Raw genomic sequence first — 26,239 nt, forward strand, 5'->3', positions numbered from 1 at the left:
ATTCAATCTGTGACGGCGTTGACTGCCTTAGTTCACACCAGTCACATAGTTAACTATGCTCCTGGCGATTCACTCAGTTGTCGCCTTGCCACAGCCTGAATATCTCGGATATACGTCTGCAATTAGCAGAAACGTGGGGGTAAGATTGTAGACAAAATCACCGCCCACGTAAAGGCGAATATTAGTTCGCCACAGTCGCAGTCAGACCGGACTGATCAACGGCAACACCAGCACCCATGGTGGTGGAGATGCTAACTTTCTTGATGTACACGCCTTTAGCCTGAGTCGGTTTCGCTTTTTTCAGCGCAACCAGCAGAGATTCCAGGTTTTCTTTCAGTTTGTCAGCGTCAAAATCCACTTTACCGATGGTGGTGTGGATGATGCCGTTTTTGTCGTTACGGTAACGAACCTGACCTGCTTTAGCGTTCTTAACTGCTTCAGCAACGTTAGGGGTTACAGTACCAACTTTCGGGTTTGGCATCAGGCCGCGCGGGCCCAGAACCTGACCCAGCTGGCCAACAACGCGCATTGCATCCGGGGAAGCAATAACAACGTCAAAGTTCATTTCGCCTTTCTTGATCTGGTCAGCCAGATCTTCCATACCTACCAGCTCAGCGCCTGCAGCTTTAGCAGCTTCAGCGTTTGCGCCCTGGGCAAATACGGCTACGCGAACGGAACGGCCAGTACCGTGCGGCAGTACAGTTGCACCACGTACGTTCTGGTCAGATTTACGAGCGTCGATACCGAGGTTAACGGCAACGTCTACGCTTTCTACGAATTTAGCAGTGGCCAGCTCTTTCAGCAGAGCAATAGCTTCGTTGATGTCGTACTGTTTAGTTGCATCAACTTTGTCACGGATCACGCGCATACGCTTGGTCAGTTTAGCCATTTCTTAATCCTCCACTACCAGGCCCATGGAACGTGCAGTACCTTCAATGGAGCGAGTCATCGCTTCAATGTCGGAACCAGTCATGTCGGCAGCTTTGGTCTGCGCGATTTCCTGCAGCTGAGCGCGGGAAATTTTACCCACTTTGTCTTTGTTCGGCTTGCCGGAACCAGACTTGATACCAGCCGCTTTCTTCAGCAGAACTGCTGCCGGAGGCGTTTTGGTAACGAAAGTGAAAGAACGGTCAGCGTAAACGGTGATAACAACCGGGATCGGCAGACCTTTTTCCATGGAATCAGTTTTTGCGTTGAACGCTTTGCAGAATTCCATGATGTTCACGCCTTGTTGACCCAGTGCTGGACCTACCGGCGGACTCGGGTTAGCCATACCAGCTGCAACCTGCAGCTTGACGTAGGCCTGGACTTTCTTAGCCATTCTAAATTCCTCTAGTTGGGTTATAGCGCCTCAAGGAGGCTCCCCGTGATTAAATTCGTTTTACGGACAGGGCCCATAAAAACAAAAGGCGCGAAATTGTATTCCAATCTCGCGCCTTGTGCAACGATTAAATCGCCGCTTTTTTGATCGCTGTTTAGGCTTTTTCTACCTGGGCAAAGTCCAGTTCTACTGGGGTCGCGCGACCGAAGATAGAAACAGAGACTTTCAGGCGGGACTTCTCGTAGTCCACTTCTTCAACCACACCGTTAAAGTCAGCAAACGGACCGTCACTAACGCGAACCATTTCACCTGGCTCAAACATCGTTTTCGGACGTGGTTTATCGCCAACCTGCTGCAGACGGTTCATGATCGCATCAACTTCTTTGTCGCTGATCGGCGCCGGACGGTCAGATGTACCGCCGATAAAGCCCATCACACGCGGCACGCTGCGCACCAGGTGCCAGCTTGCGTCATTCATCACCATCTGGACCAGTACATAGCCCGGGAAGAATTTACGTTCGCTCTTGCGACGCTGACCACCACGGATTTCGACCACTTCTTCGGTCGGCACCATGACTTCGCCAAACAGCTCTTCCATATTTTGTAACTTGATATATTCGCGCAGCGACGTGGCTACGCGGCCTTCAAAACCGGAAAACGCCTGAACGACGTACCAGCGCTTTTTAGGGGCTTCAGACATCTTAGAACCTCAGGCCAGTGATAAAGGATACCAGGCGAACCAGAATACCATCCAGTCCCCACAGGATCAGTGACATTACTGCGGTAACCGCAGCCACAATTAATGTGGTGTGCAATGTTTCCTGGCGAGTTGGCCAAATGACCTTACGGACTTCGGTTCTCGCTTCACGGGCAAAAGCAACGGTCGCTTTACCTTTTGTTGTCAACAGCGCGACACCACCCGCTGCGGCAATCAGAATCACTACGGCCAGCGCACGCAGCGGCAGCATCATGTCACGATAGAGGTAGTTGCCAACGATAGCTACAAGCAGCAATACAGCGACAACAACCCACTTCATCGCTTCCAGGCCGCGCCCGCTTCCTTGAGCTTCGGTATTCGCACTCATAAACCAACCTGTCAGAAGTATTCTACAAACATTTTCACCCCGCGTAAGCGAGGCGATCCAAACCGAAATGCTCTGGTGCGTTTCGGACTAAACGCCCTCTTCAGAGCCTGTCTCAGCAATGATTATGACAAAAAAAATCACTGATGAGCCAGGTTCTGGTGTGAAAGCGTGCAAAAAGGGCATCAAATGATGCCCTTTTATTGCGCATTGCGTCAAATGTTATTCGGCAATTAGCTCATTACTTTGGCAACAACGCCCGCACCAACAGTACGGCCGCCTTCACGGATTGCGAAACGCAGACCGTCGTCCATCGCGATTGGGTGGATCAGGGTAACAACCATTTTGATGTTGTCGCCCGGCATTACCATCTCTACGCCTTCCGGCAGTTCGATGGTACCAGTCACGTCAGTAGTACGGAAGTAGAACTGCGGACGGTAGCCTTTGAAGAACGGAGTATGACGGCCGCCTTCGTCTTTGGACAGAATGTACACTTCAGATTCGAACTTGGTGTGCGGCTTGATAGAGCCCGGCTTAGCCAGTACCTGACCACGTTCGATTTCTTCACGTTTGATACCACGCAGCAGAACACCAACGTTCTCACCAGCACGGCCTTCGTCCAGCAGTTTGCGGAACATTTCAACGCCAGTACAGGTAGACTTAGCAGTCTCTTTGATACCAACGATTTCAACTTCTTCACCAACTTTGATGATACCGCGCTCTACACGACCGGTAACAACGGTACCACGACCGGAGATGGAGAATACGTCTTCGATAGGCAGCAGGAACGGCTTGTCAATCGCACGCTCTGGTTCTGGGATGTAAGAATCCAGGAAGCCAGCCAGTTCGATGATTTTCGCTTCCCACTCTGCTTCGCCTTCCAGCGCTTTCAGAGCAGAACCACGAACGATCGGAGTGTCGTCGCCCGGGAAATCGTACTGAGACAGAAGTTCACGAACTTCCATTTCTACCAGTTCCAGCAGCTCTTCGTCATCAACCATGTCGCATTTATTCAGGAACACGATGATGTACGGAACACCTACCTGACGACCCAGCAGGATGTGCTCACGAGTCTGCGGCATCGGGCCGTCAGTCGCAGCAACAACCAGGATCGCGCCGTCCATCTGCGCAGCACCGGTGATCATGTTTTTAACATAGTCGGCGTGGCCCGGGCAGTCTACGTGTGCGTAGTGGCGAGTCGGGGTGTCATATTCAACGTGAGAAGTGTTGATGGTGATACCACGAGCTTTTTCTTCCGGCGCGTTATCGATCTGGTCGAATGCGCGAGCAGCACCGCCGTAGGTTTTAGCCAGAACGGTAGTGATTGCAGCGGTCAGCGTTGTTTTACCATGGTCAACGTGGCCGATAGTACCGACGTTAACGTGCGGTTTAGTACGTTCAAATTTTTCTTTAGACATCGATTGTCCCTCTAAGACACGGATAAATCGGTGATATCACCACATCAACCAGGCAATATACCTGAGCTGTTGAATGCTTTTAAAAGTAAACAGAGAGAAACGGGAAGGAGAAGTGAAGTGGTGCTGATACCCAGAGTCGAACTGGGGACCTCACCCTTACCAAGGGTGCGCTCTACCAACTGAGCCATATCAGCACGTCTGGAGCGGGCAGCGGGAATCGAACCCGCATCATCAGCTTGGAAGGCTGAGGTAATAGCCATTATACGATGCCCGCATCCTGAAACTCGGCTACCCAGTTCTTTCTGCAACAAAAAAGAGATCTCTCTCTTTTCTGTTCGAGCTGATTAATTTTTTAATCAACTCAGGCGGCGATAACGCTGCCAGAAAGTGGTGGTGGGGGAAGGATTCGAACCTTCGAAGTCTGTGACGGCAGATTTACAGTCTGCTCCCTTTGGCCGCTCGGGAACCCCACCGGACTTGATGGTGCCGACTACCGGAATCGAACTGGTGACCTACTGATTACAAGTCAGTTGCTCTACCTACTGAGCTAAGTCGGCATCAAGTAGCGCGCATTTTATGGAGACATGCGCACTCATGCAACTAAAAAATTGCATAAAATGTTCTATCGCTCACATTTTGCACTATACGACCGATAAATAATCTATTTCCTCTTTGGGTTGAACAAATTTCCAACGCCAGGTGCCTCCTCAGAGAGGAATTTTGCTCCGGCAGGTACGCTTTGATAGAGAGAAAGCACATCTTTATACATCTGGAATACTCGTCACATTGCATTTCAGAGGATGATTTTTTCTTATTATTCCCCCCCATCTGGTGTTACCCTCCTGCCCATTGTCCAAATTAACTGAAATGTGCGTGCCATTGCGTACCGGGGATGATTTCGTTTTTTACCGCAGACCTGATATAGCAATGACAGCCAGACCATGCGTATGAGTATAAAAGAGCAAGCGTTAACGTCGCCTTACCTACAGTTTGATCGCAACCAGTGGGCTGCGCTTCGTGATTCCGTGCCGATGACCCTGACCGAGGAAGAGATTGCTCGTCTTAAAGGCATTAACGAAGACTTATCGCTGGAAGAAGTTGCCGAGATTTATTTGCCTCTCTCGCGTTTGCTAAACTTTTACATCAGTTCGAACCTGCGACGTCAGGCCGTGCTGGAGCAATTTTTAGGCACGAATGGCGAGCGTATTCCTTATATTATTAGCATTGCTGGCAGCGTCGCCGTCGGTAAAAGTACGACTGCGCGTGTTTTGCAGGCTTTGCTCAGTCGCTGGCCCGAGCATCGCAAGGTCGAGTTGATTACTACCGATGGCTTTCTCCACCCTAACCAGGTATTGAAAGATCGTGGACTGATGAAGAAGAAAGGCTTCCCCCAGTCCTATGATATGCATCGCTTGGTTAAATTCGTTTCCGATCTGAAATCAGGCGTACCTAACGTCACGGCGCCGGTCTATTCCCATCTCATCTATGATGTGATCCCTGATGGCGACAAAACCGTTGCCCAGCCCGACATATTAATACTCGAAGGGCTAAATGTATTACAAAGCGGGATGGACTATCCTCACGATCCGCATCATGTATTTGTTTCTGACTTTGTCGACTTTTCTATTTATGTTGATGCGCCAGAAGAATTACTCCAGACGTGGTATATCAACCGTTTCCTGAAATTCCGTGAAGGGGCGTTTACCAACCCGGACTCTTATTTCCATAACTATGCAAAATTATCAGAAGATGAGGCTATCAACACCGCCACATCGTTATGGAAAGAGATTAACTGGCTGAATTTAAAACAAAATATATTACCAACGCGTGAACGAGCAAGCTTAATCATGACGAAAAGTGCCAATCATGCCGTTGAGCAAGTCAGGTTGAGAAAATAAATAAAGAAGGGGAGTAACAGCTCCCCTTCTTATTACTCAGCGCTTCTTAGCGATATTTCTCCACCCATCCAGGGTTTGATCTCGCCATTTTGTTCAAGCAATAATGCACCTTGCGCGTCTATTCCACGTGAGATGCCAAATATTTCTTTATCACCAATAATAAGTTTGACCGGACGGTCGATAAAGTTATCCAGTCTCTTCCAGCGAGACAGATACGGCGCTAAACCTTCGTGCTCAAAGAGCACTAACGCAGCACGCAACTCACGTATCAGTCGGGCAGCAAGGGTATTGCGATCAATGTTAATGCCCGCTTCCTGCAGGTTAATCCAGCCTTGATTAACCACATTTTCTTCAACCCGGCGCATGGACATATTAATACCCGCACCGATAACAATCTGCGCGGCATCCCCTGTCTTACCGGTCAGTTCAACCAGGATCCCTGCCAGCTTACGGTCGAGCAAATAGAGGTCGTTGGGCCATTTTACACGTACCTTCTCTGCGCCCAGATCGCGTAAAACCTCAGCCATGACGATACCAATAACCAGACTCAGGCCAATCGCGGCAGCCGGTCCTTGTTCCAACCGCCAGAACATTGAAAGGTACAGGTTGGCACCAAACGGTGAAAACCATTTGCGACCACGGCGGCCGCGCCCGGCTTGCTGATATTCAGCGACACAGGCATCCCCTGACTCCAGTTGACCTATTCGGTCCATCAGGTACTGATTGGTTGAGTCGATAACCGGCAGGACTGTGATATTTCCACCATCCAGTTGAGAATGAATAAGTGAAGCATCTAATAGTTGGATAGGCTCCGGTAAGCTGTATCCTTTACCTGGAACAGTAAAGACATCAACCCCCCAGTCGCGTAACGTCTGGACATGCTTATTGATTGCGGCACGGCTCATTCCCAACTTTTCACCGAGCTGCTCACCGGAATGAAATTCGCCGTCAGCGAGTAATGAAATAAGCGTCAGAGGGACGGTATTATCCTTCATGCAATGATCTCCACAGCATTCATTTCACCCTGCGGGCCAATAAACCGGACCTCTGGTTCGAGCCAGACATTAAATTTCTCACCGACTTTTTGACGTACATGATGTGCAAGTTGCACCACATCCTGACTCGTCGCATTGTCTGCATTGATTAGCACCAGTGCCTGCTGCTGATGTACCGCTGCGCCACCAATGCGCATGCCTTTTAGCTGACACTGATCGATAAGCCAGCCTGCTGCCAGTTTCACAGAGCCATCAGCCTGCGGGTAATGAGGTGCTGTTGGGAATTTTGCCAGGAGCTCCTGCGCAATCTCTGCGGTGACAACCGGGTTTTTAAAGAAGCTTCCTGCATTACCGTTTACTTTCGGATCGGGCAGTTTTGTCGTGCGCATATGGCAGACAGAATCAAAAACTTGCTGAGGCGTCACCGTTGTAGGATCCAGGCGCGTCAGATCGCCATAAGTCAGTACCGGATGCCACTGTTTAGACAAGCGTAAACCAACAGCAATAATTGCGAAGCGATCCTGGTATTCATGTTTGAAGATGCTGTCACGATAACCAAAACGACATTCTGCTGCACCAACACGCAGATGTTTGCCAGTCGACAGCTCAACGCAGTCTACGTATTCGCAGACGCGCTGTAGCTCTACGCCATAGGCACCTATATTCTGGATTGGCGATGAACCCACGCAGCCTGGGATAAGCGCCAGATTTTCCAGCCCAGGCATACCAAGCTGCAACGTATGCTGGACCAGATGATGCCAGTTTTCACCCGCACCTACGTGCAAATGCCACGCATCAGGTTGTTCTGTAATCTCAATACCCTTAATACGATTGACGATCACCGTACCCTGGAAGGTATCAAGAAACAGGACGTTACTCCCTTCGCCCAGGATCAGTACTGGATGATGCGATGCATTGGCTGATTGCCAGGCATTCAGCAATTGTTGTTCATTTTCGGCGCAGACAAGTTCATTCGTTTGCTGATCGATACCGAAGGTGTTCCAGGCTTTAAGGGAGTGATTCATAGACGCTTTCCTGATGCAAAATCGCGCCTAGTTTACCGCATATGCCGCAGGATGGCTTGTGTTATGGAGGTTTTGGATATTGCTTTGCACCCGATGGTGCTGCGATGTGATGTGCCTGATGCGCTGCGCTTATCAGGCCTACAAAATACGTTCAGCCCAGCCCCTGCAGGCCGGATAAGGCGGCACGCCGCATCCGGCGGTTTTCATCCCGCACAGACGCAAAGAAGCCCATCCGGCAGGATGGGCTTCTTCACTTTAATTGATGCCTGGCAGTTCCCTACTCTCGCATGGGGAGACCCCACACTACCATCGGCGCTACGGCGTTTCACTTCTGAGTTCGGCATGGGGTCAGGTGGGACCACCGCGCTACAGCCGCCAGGCAAATTCTGTTTATCAACACGCTTTTAGCATGTCGATGTCATCTGTAATCAGGCTGAAATCGATGTCTTTCTTTCGCCAAAACATCTTCGGCGTTGTAAGGTTAAGCCTCACGGTTCATTAGTATCGGTTAGCTCAATGTATCGCTACACTTACACACCCGACCTATCAACGTCGTCGTCTTCAACGTTCCTTCAGGACTCTCAAGGAGTCAGGGAGAACTCATCTCGGGGCAAGTTTCGTGCTTAGATGCTTTCAGCACTTATCTCTTCCGCATTTAGCTACCGGGCAATGCCATTGGCATGACAACCCGAACACCAGTGATGCGTCCACTCCGGTCCTCTCGTACTAGGAGCAGCCCCCCTCAATTCTCCAGCGCCCACGGCAGATAGGGACCGAACTGTCTCACGACGTTCTAAACCCAGCTCGCGTACCACTTTAAATGGCGAACAGCCATACCCTTGGGACCTACTTCAGCCCCAGGATGTGATGAGCCGACATCGAGGTGCCAAACACCGCCGTCGATATGAACTCTTGGGCGGTATCAGCCTGTTATCCCCGGAGTACCTTTTATCCGTTGAGCGATGGCCCTTCCATTCAGAACCACCGGATCACTAAGACCTGCTTTCGCACCTGCTCGAGCCGTCACTCTCGCAGTCAAGCTAGCTTATGCCTTTGCACTAACCTCCTGATGTCCGACCAGGATTAGCTAACCTTCGTGCTCCTCCGTTACTCTTTAGGAGGAGACCGCCCCAGTCAAACTACCCACCAGACACTGTCCGCAACCCGGATCACGGGTCTACGTTAGAACACCAGCCATTAAAGGGTGGTATTTCAAGGATGGCTCCATGCAGACTGGCGTCCACACTTCAAAGCCTCCCACCTATCCTACACATCAAGGACCAGTGTTCAGTGTCAAGCTATAGTAAAGGTTCACGGGGTCTTTCCGTCTTGCCGCGGGTACACTGCATCTTCACAGCGAGTTCAATTTCACTGAGTCTCGGGTGGAGACAGCCTGGCCATCATTACGCCATTCGTGCAGGTCGGAACTTACCCGACAAGGAATTTCGCTACCTTAGGACCGTTATAGTTACGGCCGCCGTTTACCGGGGCTTCGATCAAGAGCTTCTCCTTACGGATAACCCCATCAATTAACCTTCCGGCACCGGGCAGGCGTCACACCGTATACGTCCACTTTCGTGTTTGCACAGTGCTGTGTTTTTAATAAACAGTTGCAGCCAGCTGGTATCTTCGACTGATTTCAGCTCCATGGGTAAACCACTTCACCTACATATCAGCGTGCCTTCTCCCGAAGTTACGGCACCATTTTGCCTAGTTCCTTCACCCGAGTTCTCTCAAGCGCCTTGGTATTCTCTACCTGACCACCTGTGTCGGTTTGGGGTACGATTTCGTGTTACCTGATGCTTAGAGGCTTTTCCTGGAAGCAGGGCATTTGTTACTTCAGCACCGTAGTGCCTCGTCATCACACCTCAGCGTTAAAAGAAGTCCGGATTTACCTAAACTTCCCGCCTACATGCTTAAACCGGGACAACCGTCGCCCGGCTAACATAGCCTTCTCCGTCCCCCCTTCGCAGTAACACCAAGTACAGGAATATTAACCTGTTTCCCATCGACTACGCCTTTCGGCCTCGCCTTAGGGGTCGACTCACCCTGCCCCGATTAACGTTGGACAGGAACCCTTGGTCTTCCGGCGTGCGGGTTTTTCACCCGCATTATCGTTACTTATGTCAGCATTCGCACTTCTGATACCTCCAGCATACCTCACAGTACACCTTCAACGGCTTACAGAACGCTCCCCTACCCAACAACACATAGTGTCGCTGCCGCAGCTTCGGTGCATGGTTTAGCCCCGTTACATCTTCCGCGCAGGCCGACTCGACCAGTGAGCTATTACGCTTTCTTTAAATGATGGCTGCTTCTAAGCCAACATCCTGGCTGTCTGTGCCTTCCCACATCGTTTCCCACTTAACCATGACTTTGGGACCTTAGCTGGCGGTCTGGGTTGTTTCCCTCTTCACGACGGACGTTAGCACCCGCCGTGTGTCTCCCGTGATAACATTCTTCGGTATTCGCAGTTTGCATCGGGTTGGTAAGTCGGGATGACCCCCTAGCCGAAACAGTGCTCTACCCCCGAAGATGAATTCACGAGGCGCTACCTAAATAGCTTTCGGGGAGAACCAGCTATCTCCCGGTTTGATTGGCCTTTCACCCCCAGCCACAAGTCATCCGCTAATTTTTCAACATTAGTCGGTTCGGTCCTCCAGTTAGTGTTACCCAACCTTCAACCTGCCCATGGCTAGATCACCGGGTTTCGGGTCTATACCCTGCAACTTAACGCCCAGTTAAGACTCGGTTTCCCTTCGGCTCCCCTATTCGGTTAACCTTGCTACAGAATATAAGTCGCTGACCCATTATACAAAAGGTACGCAGTCACACCCCAAAGGGTGCTCCCACTGCTTGTACGTACACGGTTTCAGGTTCTTTTTCACTCCCCTCGCCGGGGTTCTTTTCGCCTTTCCCTCACGGTACTGGTTCACTATCGGTCAGTCAGGAGTATTTAGCCTTGGAGGATGGTCCCCCCATATTCAGACAGGATACCACGTGTCCCGCCCTACTCTTCGAGTTCACAACACATGCACTTTTGTGTACGGGACTTTCACCCTGTATCGTGCGACTTTCCAGACGCTTCCACTAACACACATGCTGATTCAGACTCTGGGCTGCTCCCCGTTCGCTCGCCGCTACTGGGGGAATCTCGGTTGATTTCTTTTCCTCGGGGTACTTAGATGTTTCAGTTCCCCCGGTTCGCTTCATTACGCTATGTATTCACGTAATGATAGTGTGACGAATCACACTGGGTTTCCCCATTCGGAAATCGCCGGTTATAACGGTTCATATCACCTTACCGACGCTTATCGCAGATTAGCACGTCCTTCATCGCCTCTGACTGCCAGGGCATCCACCGTGTACGCTTAGTCGCTTAACCTCACAACCCGAAGATGTTTCTTTCGATTCATCATCGGTTTGCAAAAATTTGAGAGACTCGAACACACCGCTTTTCATTTCTTATTACGGAGAAATGAAACAGTGTGTCGTTTCAATTTTCAGCTTGATCCAGATTTTTAAAGAGCAAAACTTCGCAGTGAACCTTTTCAGGTACACTCTGAAGTTTTCTTGTGTTTTTGCAGTAAGGGATGGTGGAGCTATGCGGGATCGAACCGCAGACCTCCTGCGTGCAAGGCAGGCGCTCTCCCAGCTGAGCTATAGCCCCATCGTAGTTATCTCATTCACCTTAATTCTTGCTGAGACAAGGCGTGGAACGGTGAAGCATACTGAAGTATGCGAGTCGTTTCACAACGCGGTATCAGAAAGAATTTGGTAGGCCTGAGTGGACTTGAACCACCGACCTCACCCTTATCAGGGGTGCGCTCTAACCACCTGAGCTACAAGCCTGCAGAGATTTTCTTACTGCTAATTTTCATCAGACAATCTGTGTGAGCACTGCAAAGGTCGGTTCTTTAAGGTAAGGAGGTGATCCAACCGCAGGTTCCCCTACGGTTACCTTGTTACGACTTCACCCCAGTCATGAATCACAAAGTGGTAAGCGCCCTCCCGAAGGTTAAGCTACCTACTTCTTTTGCAACCCACTCCCATGGTGTGACGGGCGGTGTGTACAAGGCCCGGGAACGTATTCACCGTGGCATTCTGATCCACGATTACTAGCGATTCCGACTTCATGGAGTCGAGTTGCAGACTCCAATCCGGACTACGACATACTTTATGAGGTCCGCTTGCTCTCGCGAGGTCGCTTCTCTTTGTATATGCCATTGTAGCACGTGTGTAGCCCTACTCGTAAGGGCCATGATGACTTGACGTCATCCCCACCTTCCTCCAGTTTATCACTGGCAGTCTCCTTTGAGTTCCCGGCCGAACCGCTGGCAACAAAGGATAAGGGTTGCGCTCGTTGCGGGACTTAACCCAACATTTCACAACACGAGCTGACGACAGCCATGCAGCACCTGTCTCAGAGTTCCCGAAGGCACCAAAGCATCTCTGCTAAGTTCTCTGGATGTCAAGAGTAGGTAAGGTTCTTCGCGTTGCATCGAATTAAACCACATGCTCCACCGCTTGTGCGGGCCCCCGTCAATTCATTTGAGTTTTAACCTTGCGGCCGTACTCCCCAGGCGGTCGACTTAACGCGTTAGCTCCGGAAGCCACGCCTCAAGGGCACAACCTCCAAGTCGACATCGTTTACGGCGTGGACTACCAGGGTATCTAATCCTGTTTGCTCCCCACGCTTTCGCACCTGAGCGTCAGTCTTTGTCCAGGGGGCCGCCTTCGCCACCGGTATTCCTCCAGATCTCTACGCATTTCACCGCTACACCTGGAATTCTACCCCCCTCTACAAGACTCTAGCCTGCCAGTTTCGGATGCAGTTCCCAGGTTGAGCCCGGGGATTTCACATCCGACTTGACAGACCGCCTGCGTGCGCTTTACGCCCAGTAATTCCGATTAACGCTTGCACCCTCCGTATTACCGCGGCTGCTGGCACGGAGTTAGCCGGTGCTTCTTCTGCGAGTAACGTCAATTGCTGCGGTTATTAACCACAACACCTTCCTCCTCGCTGAAAGTACTTTACAACCCGAAGGCCTTCTTCATACACGCGGCATGGCTGCATCAGGCTTGCGCCCATTGTGCAATATTCCCCACTGCTGCCTCCCGTAGGAGTCTGGACCGTGTCTCAGTTCCAGTGTGGCTGGTCATCCTCTCAGACCAGCTAGGGATCGTCGCCTAGGTGAGCCGTTACCCCACCTACTAGCTAATCCCATCTGGGCACATCCGATGGCAAGAGGCCCGAAGGTCCCCCTCTTTGGTCTTGCGACGTTATGCGGTATTAGCTACCGTTTCCAGTAGTTATCCCCCTCCATCGGGCAGTTTCCCAGACATTACTCACCCGTCCGCCACTCGTCACCCAAGGAGCAAGCTCCTCTGTGCTACCGTTCGACTTGCATGTGTTAGGCCTGCCGCCAGCGTTCAATCTGAGCCATGATCAAACTCTTCAATTTAAAAGTTTGATGCTCAATGAATTAAACTTCGTAATGAATTACGTGTTCACTCGTTGAGACTTGGTATTCATTTTTCGTCTTGCGACGTTAAGAATCCGTATCTTCGAGTGCCCACACAGATTGTCTGATAAATTGTTAAAGAGCAGTTGCGACGCGCTTTAGCGCTCTGTCGCGAGGTCCCGTATATTACGTTTTCCTCATTCAGAGTCAAGCATTTATTTTTGCTTTTCTCTACGAGATTCTCAGTGGAACCCCGCTGACCCGGCGGCTTTTAATCCGTTGTTCCGTGTCAGTGGAGGCGCATTATAGGGAGTTATTTCAGGCTGACAAGGGGAAATTTAAAATAATCTTCCGAGTGCGTATTTTTTCATCAAAACCACTTAAACTGACAGTTTTTCGAGCGTTTTAAAGCCATAGCGCTGTAGCACAGGCAATAATTGTTCAGCTTCTGTCGTCATTGCCATACAAAATGCGACGTTCTCATCGGTTGATTTCGCATCTGGTGCTTCATGCTCTAACAACCAGGCCGTGCGGCGCGCTATCGCGGCACCAGAATCCACCAGTCTCGTCCCCTCGGGCAGGACCTGTAAAAGCTCTTCCTGTAATAGAGGGAAATGAGTGCAGCCGAGCACTACAGTGTCAGGTGGTTCAGACATCCGCAGCCACGGACGCAGAATACGCCGCAGCTCTTCCAGAGAAACTGTTTCACCGTGTAGCTTCGCTTCCGCAAGTTCCACCAGCTCAGCAGAACCCAACATTGCAATTTGGCATTCGTTAGCGAATCGCGCAATCAGCTCATGGGTATACGAGCGCTTCACCGTTGCACGTGTAGCCAGTAGCCCCACAACACCGTTCGCCGTGAGTCGCGCTGCCGGTTTAATCGCAGGCACCACGCCCACAACCGGGAAAGCAAATTTCTCACGTAACGCAGGGAGCGACACCGTGCTTGCTGTATTACACGCGATGACCGCAAGAGAGAGGGGATAGCGCTGCTGGACCGCAGTCACAATCTCAACAACACGCTCGACGATAAACGCCTCGCTCTTCTCTCCATAAGGAAAGGCGACGTTGTCGAAAGCGTAGATATAGTGGAGATCCGGCAGAAGACGCCGGATCTCGTCATAGACCGACAACCCACCGACGCCGGAATCAAATACCAGCACGGTGGGACGGGGATCAGAAGGTGTAGCTGCCAGACAAGGTGTATTCCCGTCCTGCAGTTGCGTAGCCATAAACTGTCTCGTAATCTTTATCGAACAGGTTGGCGATTTTACCACGAACTGTCAGCTGTGAGGTGATTGGATATGACACTCCGATATCCCACAAGCTGACACCGCCCAATTTAACATCACGATTATTGTCGTAATCATTATCGTAACGTTCACCTATATATTGATAAGCAACGTTCCACCCCAAGTCCTGAACCTGCCCAGTTAACTCATACTTAACCTGCTGTTTTGCTCGGCGATAGAGTACCTTATTCGTATCATCATCCCGCGGGTCAACATACTGTAGCGTCAGGTGATGATCTACCGGGCCTGTCGTAACATTCCCAGTCCATTCCAGCCCTTTAATCGTGGCTGACTTAACGTTGACGTACTGGTTATTCTTGTAATCGATCAGGTTTTGAATTTCATAATGATATGCAGAAAGACGCCAATCAAGCGGCCCTGTCAATCCATCAATCCCTGCTTCCCACTGTTTAGATTCTTCCGGTTTCAAATTCGGGTTGGCTGCAATACCCGGCCCATAGGAAGAAGCAAAACGCGTAGCCCCGTATTGCTGACCAAGTGAAGGAGCCAGGAAACCTGTGCCATAAGAGAGCGTTGCACGGTAGCCATCAACAAACTCCCAGCCTGCAGCAGTCTGCCAGGTGCCATGCCAGCCGAATTGTTCATCATGATCTTCACGGCCTGAGGCTTCCAGCGTGACGCTTTCAATTTGTTGTTGCCCAGTTAGATAAAGTCCGGTCGTATCACGTTTATAAGCGTCCGATTTCGTGGTACTACTGGAAGTCAGCTTTTCTTGTTTCCAGTCGACACCACCGCTAATCGCTCCATGCCCAACCTCAACGTTATTTCCCCACTGAATATAGCGCTGTTCCATATTATCCAGCGTAGCATCCCCCGCATAACGACCGAGTTGATTGCTATAGTTGTAATCTTTGAGATGCTGGTAGTTAGCAATCAGTTGGGCGGAATAGATACCTGAGCTGTAACGAAGGCCGGAATCCCAGGACTGAGTGTAATTCTGAGCTTCGTCATTACCGCCAGCATAGCCATAAGAGCCCTGATCGTAATCGCTATTCGCCGTGTAGCCGTAACCACGGAAGAAACCGGAGAAGTTATCGTTAAACTTGTGCTGCAAGCCGCCCCAGAACAGTTTGTTGCGATAACCATCGCGATCGCTGTCGCCGCTGTAAGGGGAATCAGGTTGAATGTTAAAACCTTTGGTCGTCTGGTAAGCGCCAGCCGCCGTCACCATCGTGTTACCAAATCGTTTTTTTATCGTGCCGTCGTAGGTCTGATAACCATCAGTCCCCATACCTGCGTTGATCTGTGATTTCTCTTCATCACTCATCGTAATGATGTTAACCACACCACCGATCGCGCCAGACCCGTACACTGCTGAACGCGGCCCGCGAATGTATTCAACACGTTGCACCAACGATACCGGAATCTGACCAATATCAATCGCATTACTGATACCCGCCCGCGCCATCGGCACGCCATCAATCAATACCAGGACATGCCGGGACTCAGTACCGCGAACATACAGCGAGGAGCTTTTCCCCATACCGCCGCTCTGCGAAATATCTACGCCCGGCAATCGGCGCATGACATCATTGAGATCTTTTGACTGCCAGCGCTGAATATCTTCACGCGTCACCACATCAGTGGGGGCAAGGACGGTGTTAACAGGCTGCTGAAAACGGTTGGCAGTAACGACGAGAGTATCTGGGCTAGTATCCTGTGCCCAACCAGAAAATGCCGTGACGGAAAGTGCCGTGCACAGCAACGATTTTTTAATCATTGTAAAGCATCCACAATATAAGAAGGATGCCGCAGGTCCCACCGATAGTACGCGATGATGAAAGCCAGATGCGACGTTAGCCGGCAGGTCTTCGGGCTTGGAGGCAACTTAAAGAGACGATAACTTCCCACGGCATGCCGCAGTGTCTGCACCAGGTGCGCTCATCCCCTACCTTCCTTACCGCTGCGCGTCAGCTCCAGATTCACACTGGATTCCCTTTTAACTCACAGGACCGGAAAACGGATGCTACAGTTTGTTACAACCCACTGTCCAGACTGCGTATCACAATATCGGAAATCATCAATGACTGGACATCTGATGAGCAATCCCTACAATCCCCGCGTACTTTTATTTTTCAGGACGCATCATGACCCCCGAACACCTTCCGACAGAACAGTACGACGCACAGTTAGCTGAAAAAGTGGTGCGTCTGCAGAGCTTAATGACGCCATTTTATGCACAGGCTCCGGAAGTGTTTCGCTCACCGGTCAGCCACTACCGTATGCGCGCGGAATTCCGTTTGTGGCATGACGGTGATGATCTTTACCACATCATGTTCGACAGCCAGACCAAAAACCGTATCCGTGTCGACAGCTTCCCGGCAGCCAGTGAGCTTATCAACACGCTGATGACGGCAATGATCGAAGGCGTTCGCAACAACCACGTCCTGCGTCACAAACTGTTTCAGATTGATTACCTCACAACCCTGAGCGATCAGGCGGTGGTATCGATGCTGTACCATAAAAAACTGGATGATGAATGGCGTCAGGAAGCTGAAGCGCTGCGGGATGCGCTGCGGGCGAAAAACCTGAATGTGCATCTGATTGGCCGGGCAACCAAAACCAAAATAGAGCTGGATCAGGACTACATTGACGAACGCTTGCCGGTTGCGGGTAAAGAGATTATCTATCGCCAGGTTGAGAACAGCTTCACCCAGCCAAACGCCGCCATGAATATTCAGATGCTGGAGTGGGCGATTGATGTCACCAGGGGCTCAAAAGGCGACCTGCTGGAGCTGTATTGCGGCAATGGCAATTTCTCGTTAGCCCTGGCGCAAAACTTCAACCGCGTACTGGCGACGGAAATCGCCAAGCCGTCCGTGGCTGCTGCACAGTACAACATTGCGGCGAACCAGATTGATAACGTACAAATAATCCGCATGGCGGCCGAAGAATTTACTCAGGCGATGAACGGCGTTCGCGAGTTCAACCGTTTGCAGGGAATCGATCTGAAGAGTTACCAGTGTGAAACTATCTTCGTTGACCCACCGCGCAGCGGTCTGGACAGTGAAACGGAGAAAATGGTGCAGGCGTATCCGCGCATTCTGTACATCTCCTGCAATCCGGAGACGCTGTGTAAGAATCTGGAAACGTTAAGCCAGACGCACAATGTTTCACGTCTGGCGCTATTCGATCAGTTCCCGTATACGCACCATATGGAGTGCGGCGTACTGTTAACCAAGAAGTAAGACAGAACGTAGGCTGGATAAGCGCTACCTGTTCAGATTGCCGGATAGTGGCTTTGCCTTATCCGGCCTACAGCGACAACTGTTACTCTGCAATTTCCTGTTTACGGTTACGCACTTTAAAGCCGATCCAGAACACCAATATCACAGACAGTACCGCCGGGAAGAAGTTAGAGCCAATATCCGGATATTCAGCGCGTACCACGGTGCTGTACAGCAGAACACCGAGAATAAAACAGGCAGCGGCCAGGCCCGGCAATCCCACAGGCATGGTGCGGTTCTGATAGCGTTGATGCAGACAATACACCGTCAGCACCAGCGAAATAATCGGGAATACGGAGAATGGCACAATGGAGCTAAACAGCGCCGCAAATGTACCATTGATCGATAAGCCAGCAACCAGCGCCAGCAGCAGCGTACCTTTATCTTGACCTGACTGTTTCATTGCTTGTCCTTCTCGTTACTCGGAGTGGTGCGTCATCTTCTCTTGTTCACGGCGGTACCAATAAAATGCGCCTTTCGCGATCATGCGTAGTTGCAATACCAGCCGCTCTTCCAGTTGTCGGCGCTGTTCAGCGCCAACATCCAGTGCTTCTGCCCCGGCGCTGAACACAATGGTTACCATGGCTTCGGCTTGCGCTTCAGTAAACGCACGAGGCATATGGTTTTCGAGTTCCAGATAGTCCGCAAGTTCCGCAATGAAGTGCTGAATTTCACGAGCGACCGCTGCACGAAACGCTGCGGATGTCCCCGAACGCTCGCGCAATAATAAACGGAAGGCGTTGGGATTGTTGCCGATGAACTCCATAAATGTTGAGACCGAGGTGCGGATCACACTCCCGCCCTTCGCGATACGCTGGCGCGCCTGGCGCATCAACTGACGCAGCATCAGACCGCTTTCATCCACCATCGTCAGGCCGAGTTCATCCACATCGCGGAAATGGCGATAAAACGAGGTTGGCGCAATGCCCGCTTCACGAGCAACTTCGCGTAAACTGAGACTGGCAAAACTGCGCTCAGCGCTCAGTTGACTAAATGCGGCTTCTACCAGCGAACGCCGGGTTTTTTCTTTTTGTTGCGCTCTAACGCCCATCACGATGTCTGAATCCTTCCACATACCTTGCTGGCACTATACCAGAGATTAGGCGGTTGGCATGGCTTTGTGAATGATTGTTTACGCGCAGTTTGTGCTTCGAGTTCGCAAAAAAGCACAACGATAATTGGGTTATCTCAACAACGATGTTACTATTCTGTTGCTTTTATGTATAAGAACAGGTAAGCCTGACCATGTCACATTCTTACGATTACGATGCAATAGTAATAGGTTCCGGTCCCGGCGGCGAAGGCGCGGCAATGGGTCTGGTTAAGCAAGGAGCGCGCGTCGCGGTAATTGAGCGCTATCATAACGTCGGCGGAGGTTGTACCCACTGGGGCACCATCCCGTCGAAAGCTCTCCGCCACGCCGTCAGCCGCATTATTGAATTCAATCAGAACCCACTGTACAGCGACCACTCCCGACTCCTTCGTTCTTCTTTCGCCGATATTCTCAACCACGCTGATAACGTTATTAATCAGCAAACACGTATGCGGCAAGGATTTTACGAACGCAACCACTGCGAAATTTTGCAGGGAAATGCCCGTTTTGTTGATGAACACACGATTGCCCTGGAATGTCACGACGGTACGGTGGAAACGCTGACTGCGGATAAGTTTGTTATTGCCTGCGGTTCGCGTCCTTATCGCCCTGTTGATGTCGACTTTTCGCATCCCCGGGTTTACGACAGTGACTCTATCCTGAGCCTGCACCACGAACCCCGTCATGTGCTGATTTATGGCGCGGGGGTCATTGGCTGTGAATATGCGTCGATCTTCCGTGGAATGGACGTCAAAGTTGATTTAATCAACACCCGTGATCGTCTGCTGGCATTCCTCGATCAGGAGATGTCCGACTCGCTCTCTTACCACTTCTGGAACAGCGGTGTGGTCATTCGCCACAACGAAGAGTATGAGAAGATTGAAGGTTGCGATGACGGCGTCATCATGCACCTGAAGTCCGGTAAGAAACTGAAGGCCGACTGCCTGCTGTACGCCAATGGCCGTACCGGTAATACCGATTCGCTGGCGCTGGAAAATATTGGTCTGAAAACCGACAGCCGTGGGCAATTGAAGGTCAACAGCATGTACCAGACGGCGCTGCCGCATGTGTATGCCGTAGGGGATGTGATCGGTTATCCGAGCCTGGCATCAGCGGCCTACGACCAGGGACGCATTGCCGCCCAGGCACTGGTAAAAGGCGAAGCCACCGCGCATCTGATCGAAGATATCCCAACCGGAATTTACACCATTCCGGAAATCAGCTCCGTTGGTAAAACAGAACAGCAGCTCACGGCAATGAAAGTTCCATACGAGGTTGGCCGCGCCCAGTTTAAGCATCTGGCACGTGCACAAATCGTGGGTATGAGTGTCGGAACACTGAAGATCCTGTTCCATCGCGAAACCAAAGAGATTTTGGGGATCCACTGCTTTGGGGAGCGCGCGGCCGAAATTATTCACATCGGACAAGCGATAATGGAGCAAAAAGGTGGTGGTAACACTATCGAGTACTTCGTTAACACCACCTTTAACTACCCAACCATGGCAGAAGCCTATCGGGTAGCGGCGCTAAATGGCTTAAACCGCCTGTTTTAACGCACTGTCGAAATGGCCATCCATTGATCCACGGATGGCCTCTGCCAGCTGTTCATAACGGCTGCGCAGCGGCGAACCAGGACGGTACACCAGACCAATCGTGCGACGCGGTTCGGGTTTAATGCATGGCAGATAAACGACACCATCACGCTTACGCTCCGGCGGAACGGCCAGCGCAGGCAGCAAGGTAATACCGCTTCCTGCCGCTACCATGTTACGCAGCGTTTCCAGACTGGTTGCCCGGAAATGGGTATCTTCATCAGCACCCGCTTCAAAGCAGAAGCCCATCGCCTGATCGCGCAGGCAGTGGCCATCTTCCAGCATCAGCAGTTTTTCACCCGCCAGATCGGACATCGGAACACAGTCACGGTTTGCCCATGGATGATCTTCATAGATCGCCAGCATCATAGGCTCATCAAATAACGGTACTTCGATGAACGCCTCACTCTCTTTGACCAGCGCCAGAATGACGCAGTCGAGCTTGCCGCTATCCAGTTGCGCCAACAGCTGATGCGTCTGCGCCTCATGAAGATACATTTCCAGTTTTGGAAAGGTCTGGTGCAACATAGGGATAATATGCGGCAGCAGGTATGGCCCCACCGTTGGGATCAAACCAATATGCAGCGGGCCAGACATTGTCTCGCCTTGTTGGCTTGCCATCTCCTTGAGCACTTTGACCTCGCGCAGCACGGTGCGCGCCTGATCCACCAGCAGCAAACCAGCCTGGGTGAACAGCACCTTACGACTCGTACGCTCCAGCAACATGACGCCAAGCTCATCTTCCAGCTTGCGGATCTGCCCGCTCAGCGTGGGTTGGCTAACGTGACAGGAGTCTGCCGCTCGTCGGAAGTGACGATGTTCGGCTAGCGCTACCAGGTATTCAAGATCACGAATATTCATTATTCATCCTCCATCGCCACGATAGTTCGTAGCGATAGGTAGCATAGCAACGAACGATTATCCCTATCAAGCTTTCTGTTTAATAATGCACCACAGAAACGGAACGGTACCCCTTTAACCCTTGAAGCTACTGTCCGTTTTGAGAATTTCTCTCATACTCGAAATAACTAAAGCCAACGTGAACTTTTGCGGACCTTGCGTCCGCATTTTTTTTGCATAAAAAAGCCCGGCGTCGCAAAGCTCGGCCGGGTTATGGTTTGGTAGGCCTGATAAGCGTAGCGCTATCAGGCAGAACGGCGCACATTGCCGGATGGCGGCTTCGCCTTATCCGACCTACAGGCGTGCCTTCGCGAAGTCGATCGCCTGCGCAACCTGCTGCGGCGACACGCCACCTTTCGCTGCACGTTTATCCAGACACGATTGCAACGAGAGGATCGGGTAAACGTCATCGCCAATCACCTGGCTGAACTTTTGTAAGTCGGCAAGCGACAGCGCTTCCAGCGGTTTGCCCTGACGAATCGCCTCGACCACCGTTTCCCCCACGATATGGTGCGCTTCGCGGAACGGGACGCCTTTCGCCACCAGATAATCCGCCAGCTCAGTGGCGTTAGCATAACCCTGCTGCGCCGCTTCCTGACAACGCGGACGTTTCACCTGGATGCCATCCAGCACCAGCGCGGCCATATGCAGACAGTCCAGCCAGGTGTCGAGCGCGTCGAATAGCCCTTCTTTGTCTTCCTGCATATCTTTGTTGTATGCCAGTGGGAGGCCTTTTAACGTCATCATCATGCCGGTCAGCGCACCCTGCACGCGACCGCATTTGCCACGGATCAGCTCCAGCGCATCCGGATTTTTCTTCTGCGGCATCAAAGATGAACCCGAAGTCACACGATCGGACAGTTCAACAAAGCCCGCTTCGCCGGTGTTAAAGAAAATCAGATCTTCAGCAAAACGCGACAGGTGTACCATGCCGATAGAGGCGTCGGAGAGTAACTCCAGCACGTGGTCACGGTCAGATACGCTGTCCAGACTGTTGCGCGTTGCCGAGGCAAAGCCCAACCAACCCGCCAGCTGCTCGCGATCGATTTCATACGCCGTACCCGCCAGCGCGCCGCAGCCTAACGGACTGACGTCCAGGCGTTTGAGCGCATCCTGCAAACGGCTCTCGTCACGCGCCAACATTTCAACATAGGCCAGACACCAGTGAGCAAACGTCACCGGCTGCGCACGTTGCAGGTGGGTGTAGCCCGGCATGACGGCGTCCTGGTTATTCTCCGCCGTCACCACCAGCGCAGTTTGCAACTGACGATTGGCCGACAGTAATTCGATAACCGTGTCTTTGCACCACAGCTTGAGATCGGTCGCGACCTGGTCATTACGGCTACGCCCGGTATGCAGTTTTTTACCAAGCTGGCCGACTTTATCAATCAGCTTACCTTCCACCCAACTGTGAATATCTTCGGCATCGCTTTGCAAAATCTGCTGAGGATTCGCACGAACCTCTTCCAGCAGGTTATTCAGCGCCTCTTCCAACTGCAGCTGTTCATCGGCAGTCAGTACACCGACTGTTACCAACGCTTTGGACCAGGCCACAGAGCCAACAATATCCTGTTCTGCCAGGCGGTAGTCAAAACGCAACGAGTCGTTGAACTGTTTGAACCGCTGATCTGCTGCCTGTGTAAAACGCCCACCCCAAAGTGCCATAACAAATTTCCTTAATATGATATTTTTGCCCGGTGGCGCTGCGCTTACCGAGCCTACAAAACCCACGTAGGCCGGATAAGGCGAAGCCGCCATCCGGCACATTAATAGTTAAGCCAGAATACGCGTACCAATTGGCGTGCCGTTAAACAGCGCCGGGAGTTGCTCTGCATGACGCCAGGAGGCGATATCCACCGGACGGCCCAGCGTACGCGCGGCATCCAGCGCCGCATTCACCTTCACGATCATGCCATCGGTAATAATGCCCTGTTCAATCAGCTGTTCCGCTTTCGCCGCGGTCATTTCGGCAATGCGCTGGCCTTTGCCATCCAGAATACCGCTCACATCAGAGAGCAGGATCAGATCCGCACCCAGCGTTGCCGCCAGCGCCGTTGCCGCCTGATCGGCATTCACGTTCATCAGCAGCCCATCATCAGTGACGCCAATAGAGCTTACTACCGGCAGAAAACCGCTTTCCAGCAGCGTGTTAATCAGCTTAGGCGAACCCGGCTGTGCCAGTCCAACATGACCCAGTTCTTTATCGAGCGGCGTCACTTTTACGCTGTCGCCATCGCCAAGATACAGACCAACAGACGCGATGTGATGCTTTTTCGCCCAGGCCAGCAAGGTTTTATTCGCCGTTCCCGCCAGGGCACCGGTAATAATGTCAATTTGATCGGCAGGCGTGACGCGCAGACCATTTTTCTTTTTCACAGGCAGATTCAGCTGCTTCATCAGCTCGTCGACCACGCAGCCGCCACCGTGCACAATGACCAGCGGACGCTGGTGCGACTCACGATAATTCACCAGTGCGGTAAACAAGCGCTCCAGCGCCTCTTCGCTATCCAGTAAAACGCCGCCCAGCTTGATAATTAATGGATTCATTGTTGCACCCTTAAATAAGAGACTGCGTTTGGGCAAAGCCAAAACGAATATTTGCGCACTGCATCGCCTGTGCCGCCGCGCCTTTCAATAAGTTGTCTTCCGTCGCCACAACGATCAAATGCTCACCCTGCACAGCAAACCCTATATCACAGAATGGTAATCCAACCACATTCTTCAGCGCTGGAACCCCTTTGTCATACAGACGCACCAGCGGTTTATCGCCATACGCCTGTTGCAGCGTCAGAGCTACCTGAGCATGAGTTACACCCGCGTTAAGGCGGCAAGTGATAGTTTCCAGAATTCCGCGCGGGAAGTTGCCCAGATGTGGGGTGAAAATCACTTCAGCCCCCAGATGAGTGGCGATTTCCGGCTGATGACGATGGGTAAACACGCCATACGGTTGCAGGCTTACTTCGCAAAAACTATTAGAGATAGCCGCTTTACGGCCCGCGCCGCTCACGCCACTGGTCGCATTAATTACCGGCCACTGGCTGAGATCCAACAGTCCGGCGTCAATCAGTGGTTTCAGCGAAAGCTGCGCCGCCGTCGGGTAACAACCCGGCACAGCAATCAGATTCGCTTCTTTCAGCTTGTCCGCGTTCCACTCCGCCAGCCCGTAAACTGCCTGCTCCAGCAGGTCGGGATGCTGATGGGTAAAACCATAATATTTTTCATAGAACGCGCCGTCGTTGACACGAAACGCGCCAGAGAGGTCAAACACCACGCAACCGGCCTGCAAAAACTGCGGCGCCAGGTCATGACTCACCTCATGAGCCGTTGCGAGGAACACAACATCCAACCCTGCGCTAAACTCGCTGATATCTGACATTGGCTGCAACGGTAAATCGACAATGCCTTTCAACTGCGGATGCAAATCGGAGATTAATTTTCCTGCATCATTGCTTTGCGCTGAGACGGTCAAAGCGGTTATGGTCATATCAGGATGGCGATTTACATAGGTCACAAGCTCTGCGCCGGCATAGCCACTGGCGCCCACAATCAGCGTATTCAACATCGGGGCTGCTCACCTTCTTAGATTCTGTTGCCAGGTATAAGCCTTTATCACCTCACCTTACACTTGGTGGGTTTTATTACGCTCAACGTTAATGTATTTTTATTCACAAATACTGCATGAATATTGATACTATCATGACCCGAGGTGTGTCAACAATGAAAAACAATTTACCGCCATTTATCGAGATTTACCGCGCTCTGATTGCCACGCCATCGATTAGCGCTACCGAAGAAGCGCTCGATCAAAGCAATGCAGGTTTAATCACTCTGTTGGCGGGCTGGTTTAAAGATTTAGGCTTCAATGTGGAGGTCCAGCCGGTTCCCGATACGCGAAATAAATTCAATATGCTGGCGAGCATTGGACAGGGCGCTGGTGGTCTGTTGTTGGCGGGCCATACCGATACCGTACCCTTTGACGACGGACGCTGGACGCGCGACCCGTTCACTCTGACCGAGCATGACAATAAGCTGTATGGTTTGGGTACGGCGGACATGAAAGGCTTCTTCGCCTTTATCCTCGACGCGTTGCGTGATGTCGACGTCACGAAGCTGAAAAAGCCCCTCTACATTCTGGCCACTGCCGACGAAGAGACCAGCATGGCGGGAGCACGCTATTTCTCTGAAACCACCGCTCTGCGCCCGGACTGCGCGATTATTGGCGAACCCACTTCACTCCAACCGGTTCGCGCGCACAAAGGTCATATCTCTAATGCGATACGCATTCTGGGGCAGTCGGGTCATTCAAGCGATCCGGCGCGTGGCGTTAATGCGATTGAACTGATGCATGATGCCATCGGCCATATCATGCATCTGCGCGATGACCTGAAAGCGCGCTATCACCATGATGCCTTTACCGTTCCGTATCCAACGTTAAATTTGGGCCACATCCACGGCGGCGACGCCGCCAACAGAATCTGCGCCTGCTGCGAACTGCATATGGATATTCGACCGCTACCGGGTATGACGCTAAACGATCTCAATGGGTTACTTAACGAAGCGCTGGCCCCTGTCAGCGAACGCTGGCCGGGTCGCCTGACCGTATCGGAACTGCATCCGCCGATTCCAGGCTATGAGTGTCCGCCTGACCATCAACTGGTAGAGGTGGTTGAGAAACTGCTGGGCGCACAGACTGAAGTGGTGAACTACTGCACCGAAGCGCCATTTATCCAGACGCTTTGCCCGACGCTGGTATTGGGTCCAGGTTCTATTAATCAGGCGCATCAGCCGGATGAATATCTGGAAACACGCTTTATTAAGCCAACTCGCGAATTAATCACCCAGGTTGTGCATCATTTTTGCTGGCATTAACTACTTGTCACCCCGCTAATCCTTAAGTGGTAAGCGGGGTG

General features: G+C 51.7%; 19 protein-coding genes, 6 tRNA genes, 3 rRNA genes, 1 pseudogene and 1 riboswitch. Of the genes and pseudogenes, 5 read left to right on the forward strand and 24 right to left on the reverse strand.

Features of this window, described 5'->3' with window-relative positions; translation table 11 throughout:
* Positions 1-181 precede the first annotated feature (181 nt).
* The 9 genes from rplA to IB222_RS21960 form a co-directional block, all read right to left on the reverse strand.
* Positions 182-889, reverse strand: a complete 708-nt coding sequence (rplA, locus tag IB222_RS21920; RefSeq protein ID WP_003033119.1) for a 50S ribosomal protein L1 — start codon at positions 887-889, stop codon at positions 182-184.
* Between the two features lie 3 nt (positions 890-892).
* Positions 893-1,321, reverse strand: a complete 429-nt coding sequence (rplK, locus tag IB222_RS21925) for a 50S ribosomal protein L11 (RefSeq protein WP_003033122.1) — start codon at positions 1,319-1,321, stop codon at positions 893-895.
* Positions 1,322-1,475: 154 nt separating this feature from the next.
* Entirely contained in the window at positions 1,476-2,021 is a 546-nt protein-coding gene (nusG, locus tag IB222_RS21930; RefSeq protein WP_003033125.1) for a transcription termination/antitermination protein NusG, read from the reverse strand.
* A 1-nt stretch (position 2,022) separates the two neighbouring features.
* Positions 2,023-2,406 carry a preprotein translocase subunit SecE gene (gene secE / locus IB222_RS21935; RefSeq protein ID WP_003033128.1) on the reverse strand — a complete coding sequence of 128 codons (384 nt, stop codon included), beginning with the start codon at positions 2,404-2,406 and terminating at the stop codon, positions 2,023-2,025.
* 230 nt (positions 2,407-2,636) lie between these two features.
* Entirely contained in the window at positions 2,637-3,821 is a 1,185-nt protein-coding gene (gene tuf, locus IB222_RS21940; RefSeq protein WP_003031109.1) for an elongation factor Tu, read from the reverse strand.
* Positions 3,822-3,939: 118 nt separating this feature from the next.
* A tRNA-Thr gene (locus tag IB222_RS21945) sits at positions 3,940-4,015 on the reverse strand.
* A gap of 5 nt (positions 4,016-4,020) precedes the next feature.
* A tRNA-Gly gene (locus IB222_RS21950) sits at positions 4,021-4,095 on the reverse strand.
* A 114-nt stretch (positions 4,096-4,209) separates the two neighbouring features.
* Positions 4,210-4,294: transfer RNA gene (locus tag IB222_RS21955), tRNA-Tyr, on the reverse strand.
* Positions 4,295-4,302: 8 nt separating this feature from the next.
* Positions 4,303-4,378: transfer RNA gene (locus IB222_RS21960), tRNA-Thr, on the reverse strand.
* A gap of 19 nt (positions 4,379-4,397) precedes the next feature.
* Between IB222_RS21960 and IB222_RS21965 the strand changes: the two are divergent.
* Both IB222_RS21965 and coaA read left to right on the forward strand, forming a co-directional pair.
* Positions 4,398-4,466, forward strand: a pseudogene (locus tag IB222_RS21965) (hypothetical protein); the annotation flags it as partial.
* Positions 4,467-4,768: 302 nt separating this feature from the next.
* Positions 4,769-5,719, forward strand: coding sequence for a type I pantothenate kinase (gene coaA, locus IB222_RS21970; RefSeq protein ID WP_003031107.1), 951 nt, complete (start codon positions 4,769-4,771; stop codon positions 5,717-5,719).
* 32 nt (positions 5,720-5,751) lie between these two features.
* Here coaA and birA read toward each other — a convergent pair whose 3' ends face one another.
* The 9 genes from birA to btuB form a co-directional block, all read right to left on the reverse strand.
* On the reverse strand, positions 5,752-6,714 hold the full coding sequence (gene birA / locus IB222_RS21975) for a bifunctional biotin--[acetyl-CoA-carboxylase] ligase/biotin operon repressor BirA (protein ID WP_003826969.1): 963 nt from the start codon (positions 6,712-6,714) through the stop codon (positions 5,752-5,754).
* Entirely contained in the window at positions 6,711-7,739 is a 1,029-nt protein-coding gene (gene murB / locus IB222_RS21980) for a UDP-N-acetylmuramate dehydrogenase (protein ID WP_048237125.1), read from the reverse strand. The genes birA and murB overlap by 4 nt, the downstream gene beginning before the upstream one ends.
* 264 nt (positions 7,740-8,003) lie before the next feature.
* Positions 8,004-8,119, reverse strand: a 5S ribosomal RNA gene (rrf, locus tag IB222_RS21985).
* 97 nt (positions 8,120-8,216) lie between these two features.
* Positions 8,217-11,124: ribosomal RNA gene (locus IB222_RS21990) — 23S ribosomal RNA — on the reverse strand.
* A 209-nt stretch (positions 11,125-11,333) separates the two neighbouring features.
* Positions 11,334-11,409 (reverse strand) — tRNA-Ala (locus IB222_RS21995).
* A gap of 105 nt (positions 11,410-11,514) precedes the next feature.
* Positions 11,515-11,591, reverse strand: a tRNA-Ile gene (locus IB222_RS22000).
* Positions 11,592-11,662: 71 nt separating this feature from the next.
* A 16S ribosomal RNA gene (locus IB222_RS22005) occupies positions 11,663-13,204 on the reverse strand.
* Together the 16S, 23S and 5S rRNA genes with 2 tRNA genes alongside form the textbook arrangement of a ribosomal RNA operon.
* Positions 13,205-13,584: 380 nt before the next feature.
* Complete coding sequence (gene murI / locus IB222_RS22010; RefSeq protein WP_149384914.1) at positions 13,585-14,436, reverse strand: glutamate racemase; 852 nt, start codon at positions 14,434-14,436, stop codon at positions 13,585-13,587.
* A complete protein-coding gene (gene btuB, locus IB222_RS22015) occupies positions 14,381-16,237 on the reverse strand; it encodes a TonB-dependent vitamin B12 receptor BtuB (RefSeq protein ID WP_126319592.1) in 1,857 nt (618 codons plus the stop codon). Before btuB ends, murI begins: the two co-directional genes overlap by 56 nt.
* 64 nt (positions 16,238-16,301) lie before the next feature.
* A riboswitch (cobalamin riboswitch) is annotated at positions 16,302-16,489 on the reverse strand.
* Positions 16,490-16,604: 115 nt separating this feature from the next.
* On the opposite strand from btuB, the gene trmA reads away from it, so the two are divergent.
* Positions 16,605-17,705 (forward strand): tRNA (uridine(54)-C5)-methyltransferase TrmA, encoded by a 1,101-nt coding sequence (trmA, locus tag IB222_RS22020; RefSeq protein ID WP_149384913.1) that lies wholly within the window; start codon positions 16,605-16,607, stop codon positions 17,703-17,705.
* Between the two features lie 82 nt (positions 17,706-17,787).
* On the opposite strand, the gene IB222_RS22025 is transcribed toward trmA, so the two are convergent.
* Entirely contained in the window at positions 17,788-18,147 is a 360-nt protein-coding gene (locus IB222_RS22025) for a YijD family membrane protein (RefSeq protein ID WP_003825114.1), read from the reverse strand.
* A 15-nt stretch (positions 18,148-18,162) separates the two neighbouring features.
* Positions 18,163-18,798: an HTH-type transcriptional repressor FabR gene (gene fabR, locus IB222_RS22030; protein ID WP_003028862.1), complete on the reverse strand. Its 636-nt coding sequence runs from the start codon at positions 18,796-18,798 to the stop codon at positions 18,163-18,165.
* A gap of 191 nt (positions 18,799-18,989) precedes the next feature.
* Between fabR and sthA the strand changes: the two genes are divergently transcribed.
* Positions 18,990-20,390, forward strand: coding sequence for a Si-specific NAD(P)(+) transhydrogenase (sthA, locus tag IB222_RS22035; RefSeq protein WP_003028860.1), 1,401 nt, complete (start codon positions 18,990-18,992; stop codon positions 20,388-20,390).
* Here the strand turns inward: sthA and oxyR are convergent.
* From oxyR to argC, 4 genes are all read right to left on the reverse strand, one after another.
* Entirely contained in the window at positions 20,373-21,290 is a 918-nt protein-coding gene (oxyR, locus tag IB222_RS22040) for a DNA-binding transcriptional regulator OxyR (RefSeq protein WP_008787060.1), read from the reverse strand. The two genes, sthA and oxyR, sit on opposite strands and share 18 nt — an antisense overlap.
* Positions 21,291-21,623: 333 nt before the next feature.
* Entirely contained in the window at positions 21,624-22,994 is a 1,371-nt protein-coding gene (argH, locus tag IB222_RS22045; protein ID WP_003825132.1) for an argininosuccinate lyase, read from the reverse strand.
* A 108-nt stretch (positions 22,995-23,102) separates the two neighbouring features.
* Positions 23,103-23,876, reverse strand: coding sequence for an acetylglutamate kinase (gene argB, locus IB222_RS22050; RefSeq protein ID WP_003028854.1), 774 nt, complete (start codon positions 23,874-23,876; stop codon positions 23,103-23,105).
* Between the two features lie 10 nt (positions 23,877-23,886).
* Positions 23,887-24,891: an N-acetyl-gamma-glutamyl-phosphate reductase gene (argC, locus tag IB222_RS22055; RefSeq protein WP_149384912.1), complete on the reverse strand. Its 1,005-nt coding sequence runs from the start codon at positions 24,889-24,891 to the stop codon at positions 23,887-23,889.
* Positions 24,892-25,046: 155 nt separating this feature from the next.
* Here argC and argE point away from each other — a divergent pair, with 155 nt between their 5' ends.
* Positions 25,047-26,198, forward strand: a complete 1,152-nt coding sequence (gene argE, locus IB222_RS22060) for an acetylornithine deacetylase (protein ID WP_003028848.1) — start codon at positions 25,047-25,049, stop codon at positions 26,196-26,198.
* The last annotated feature ends 41 nt before the right edge of the window (positions 26,199-26,239 follow it).

This window comes from Citrobacter sp. C13, assembly GCF_014596815.2.
In the GTDB taxonomy this organism is placed as follows: Bacteria; Pseudomonadota; Gammaproteobacteria; order Enterobacterales; family Enterobacteriaceae; genus Citrobacter; species Citrobacter portucalensis.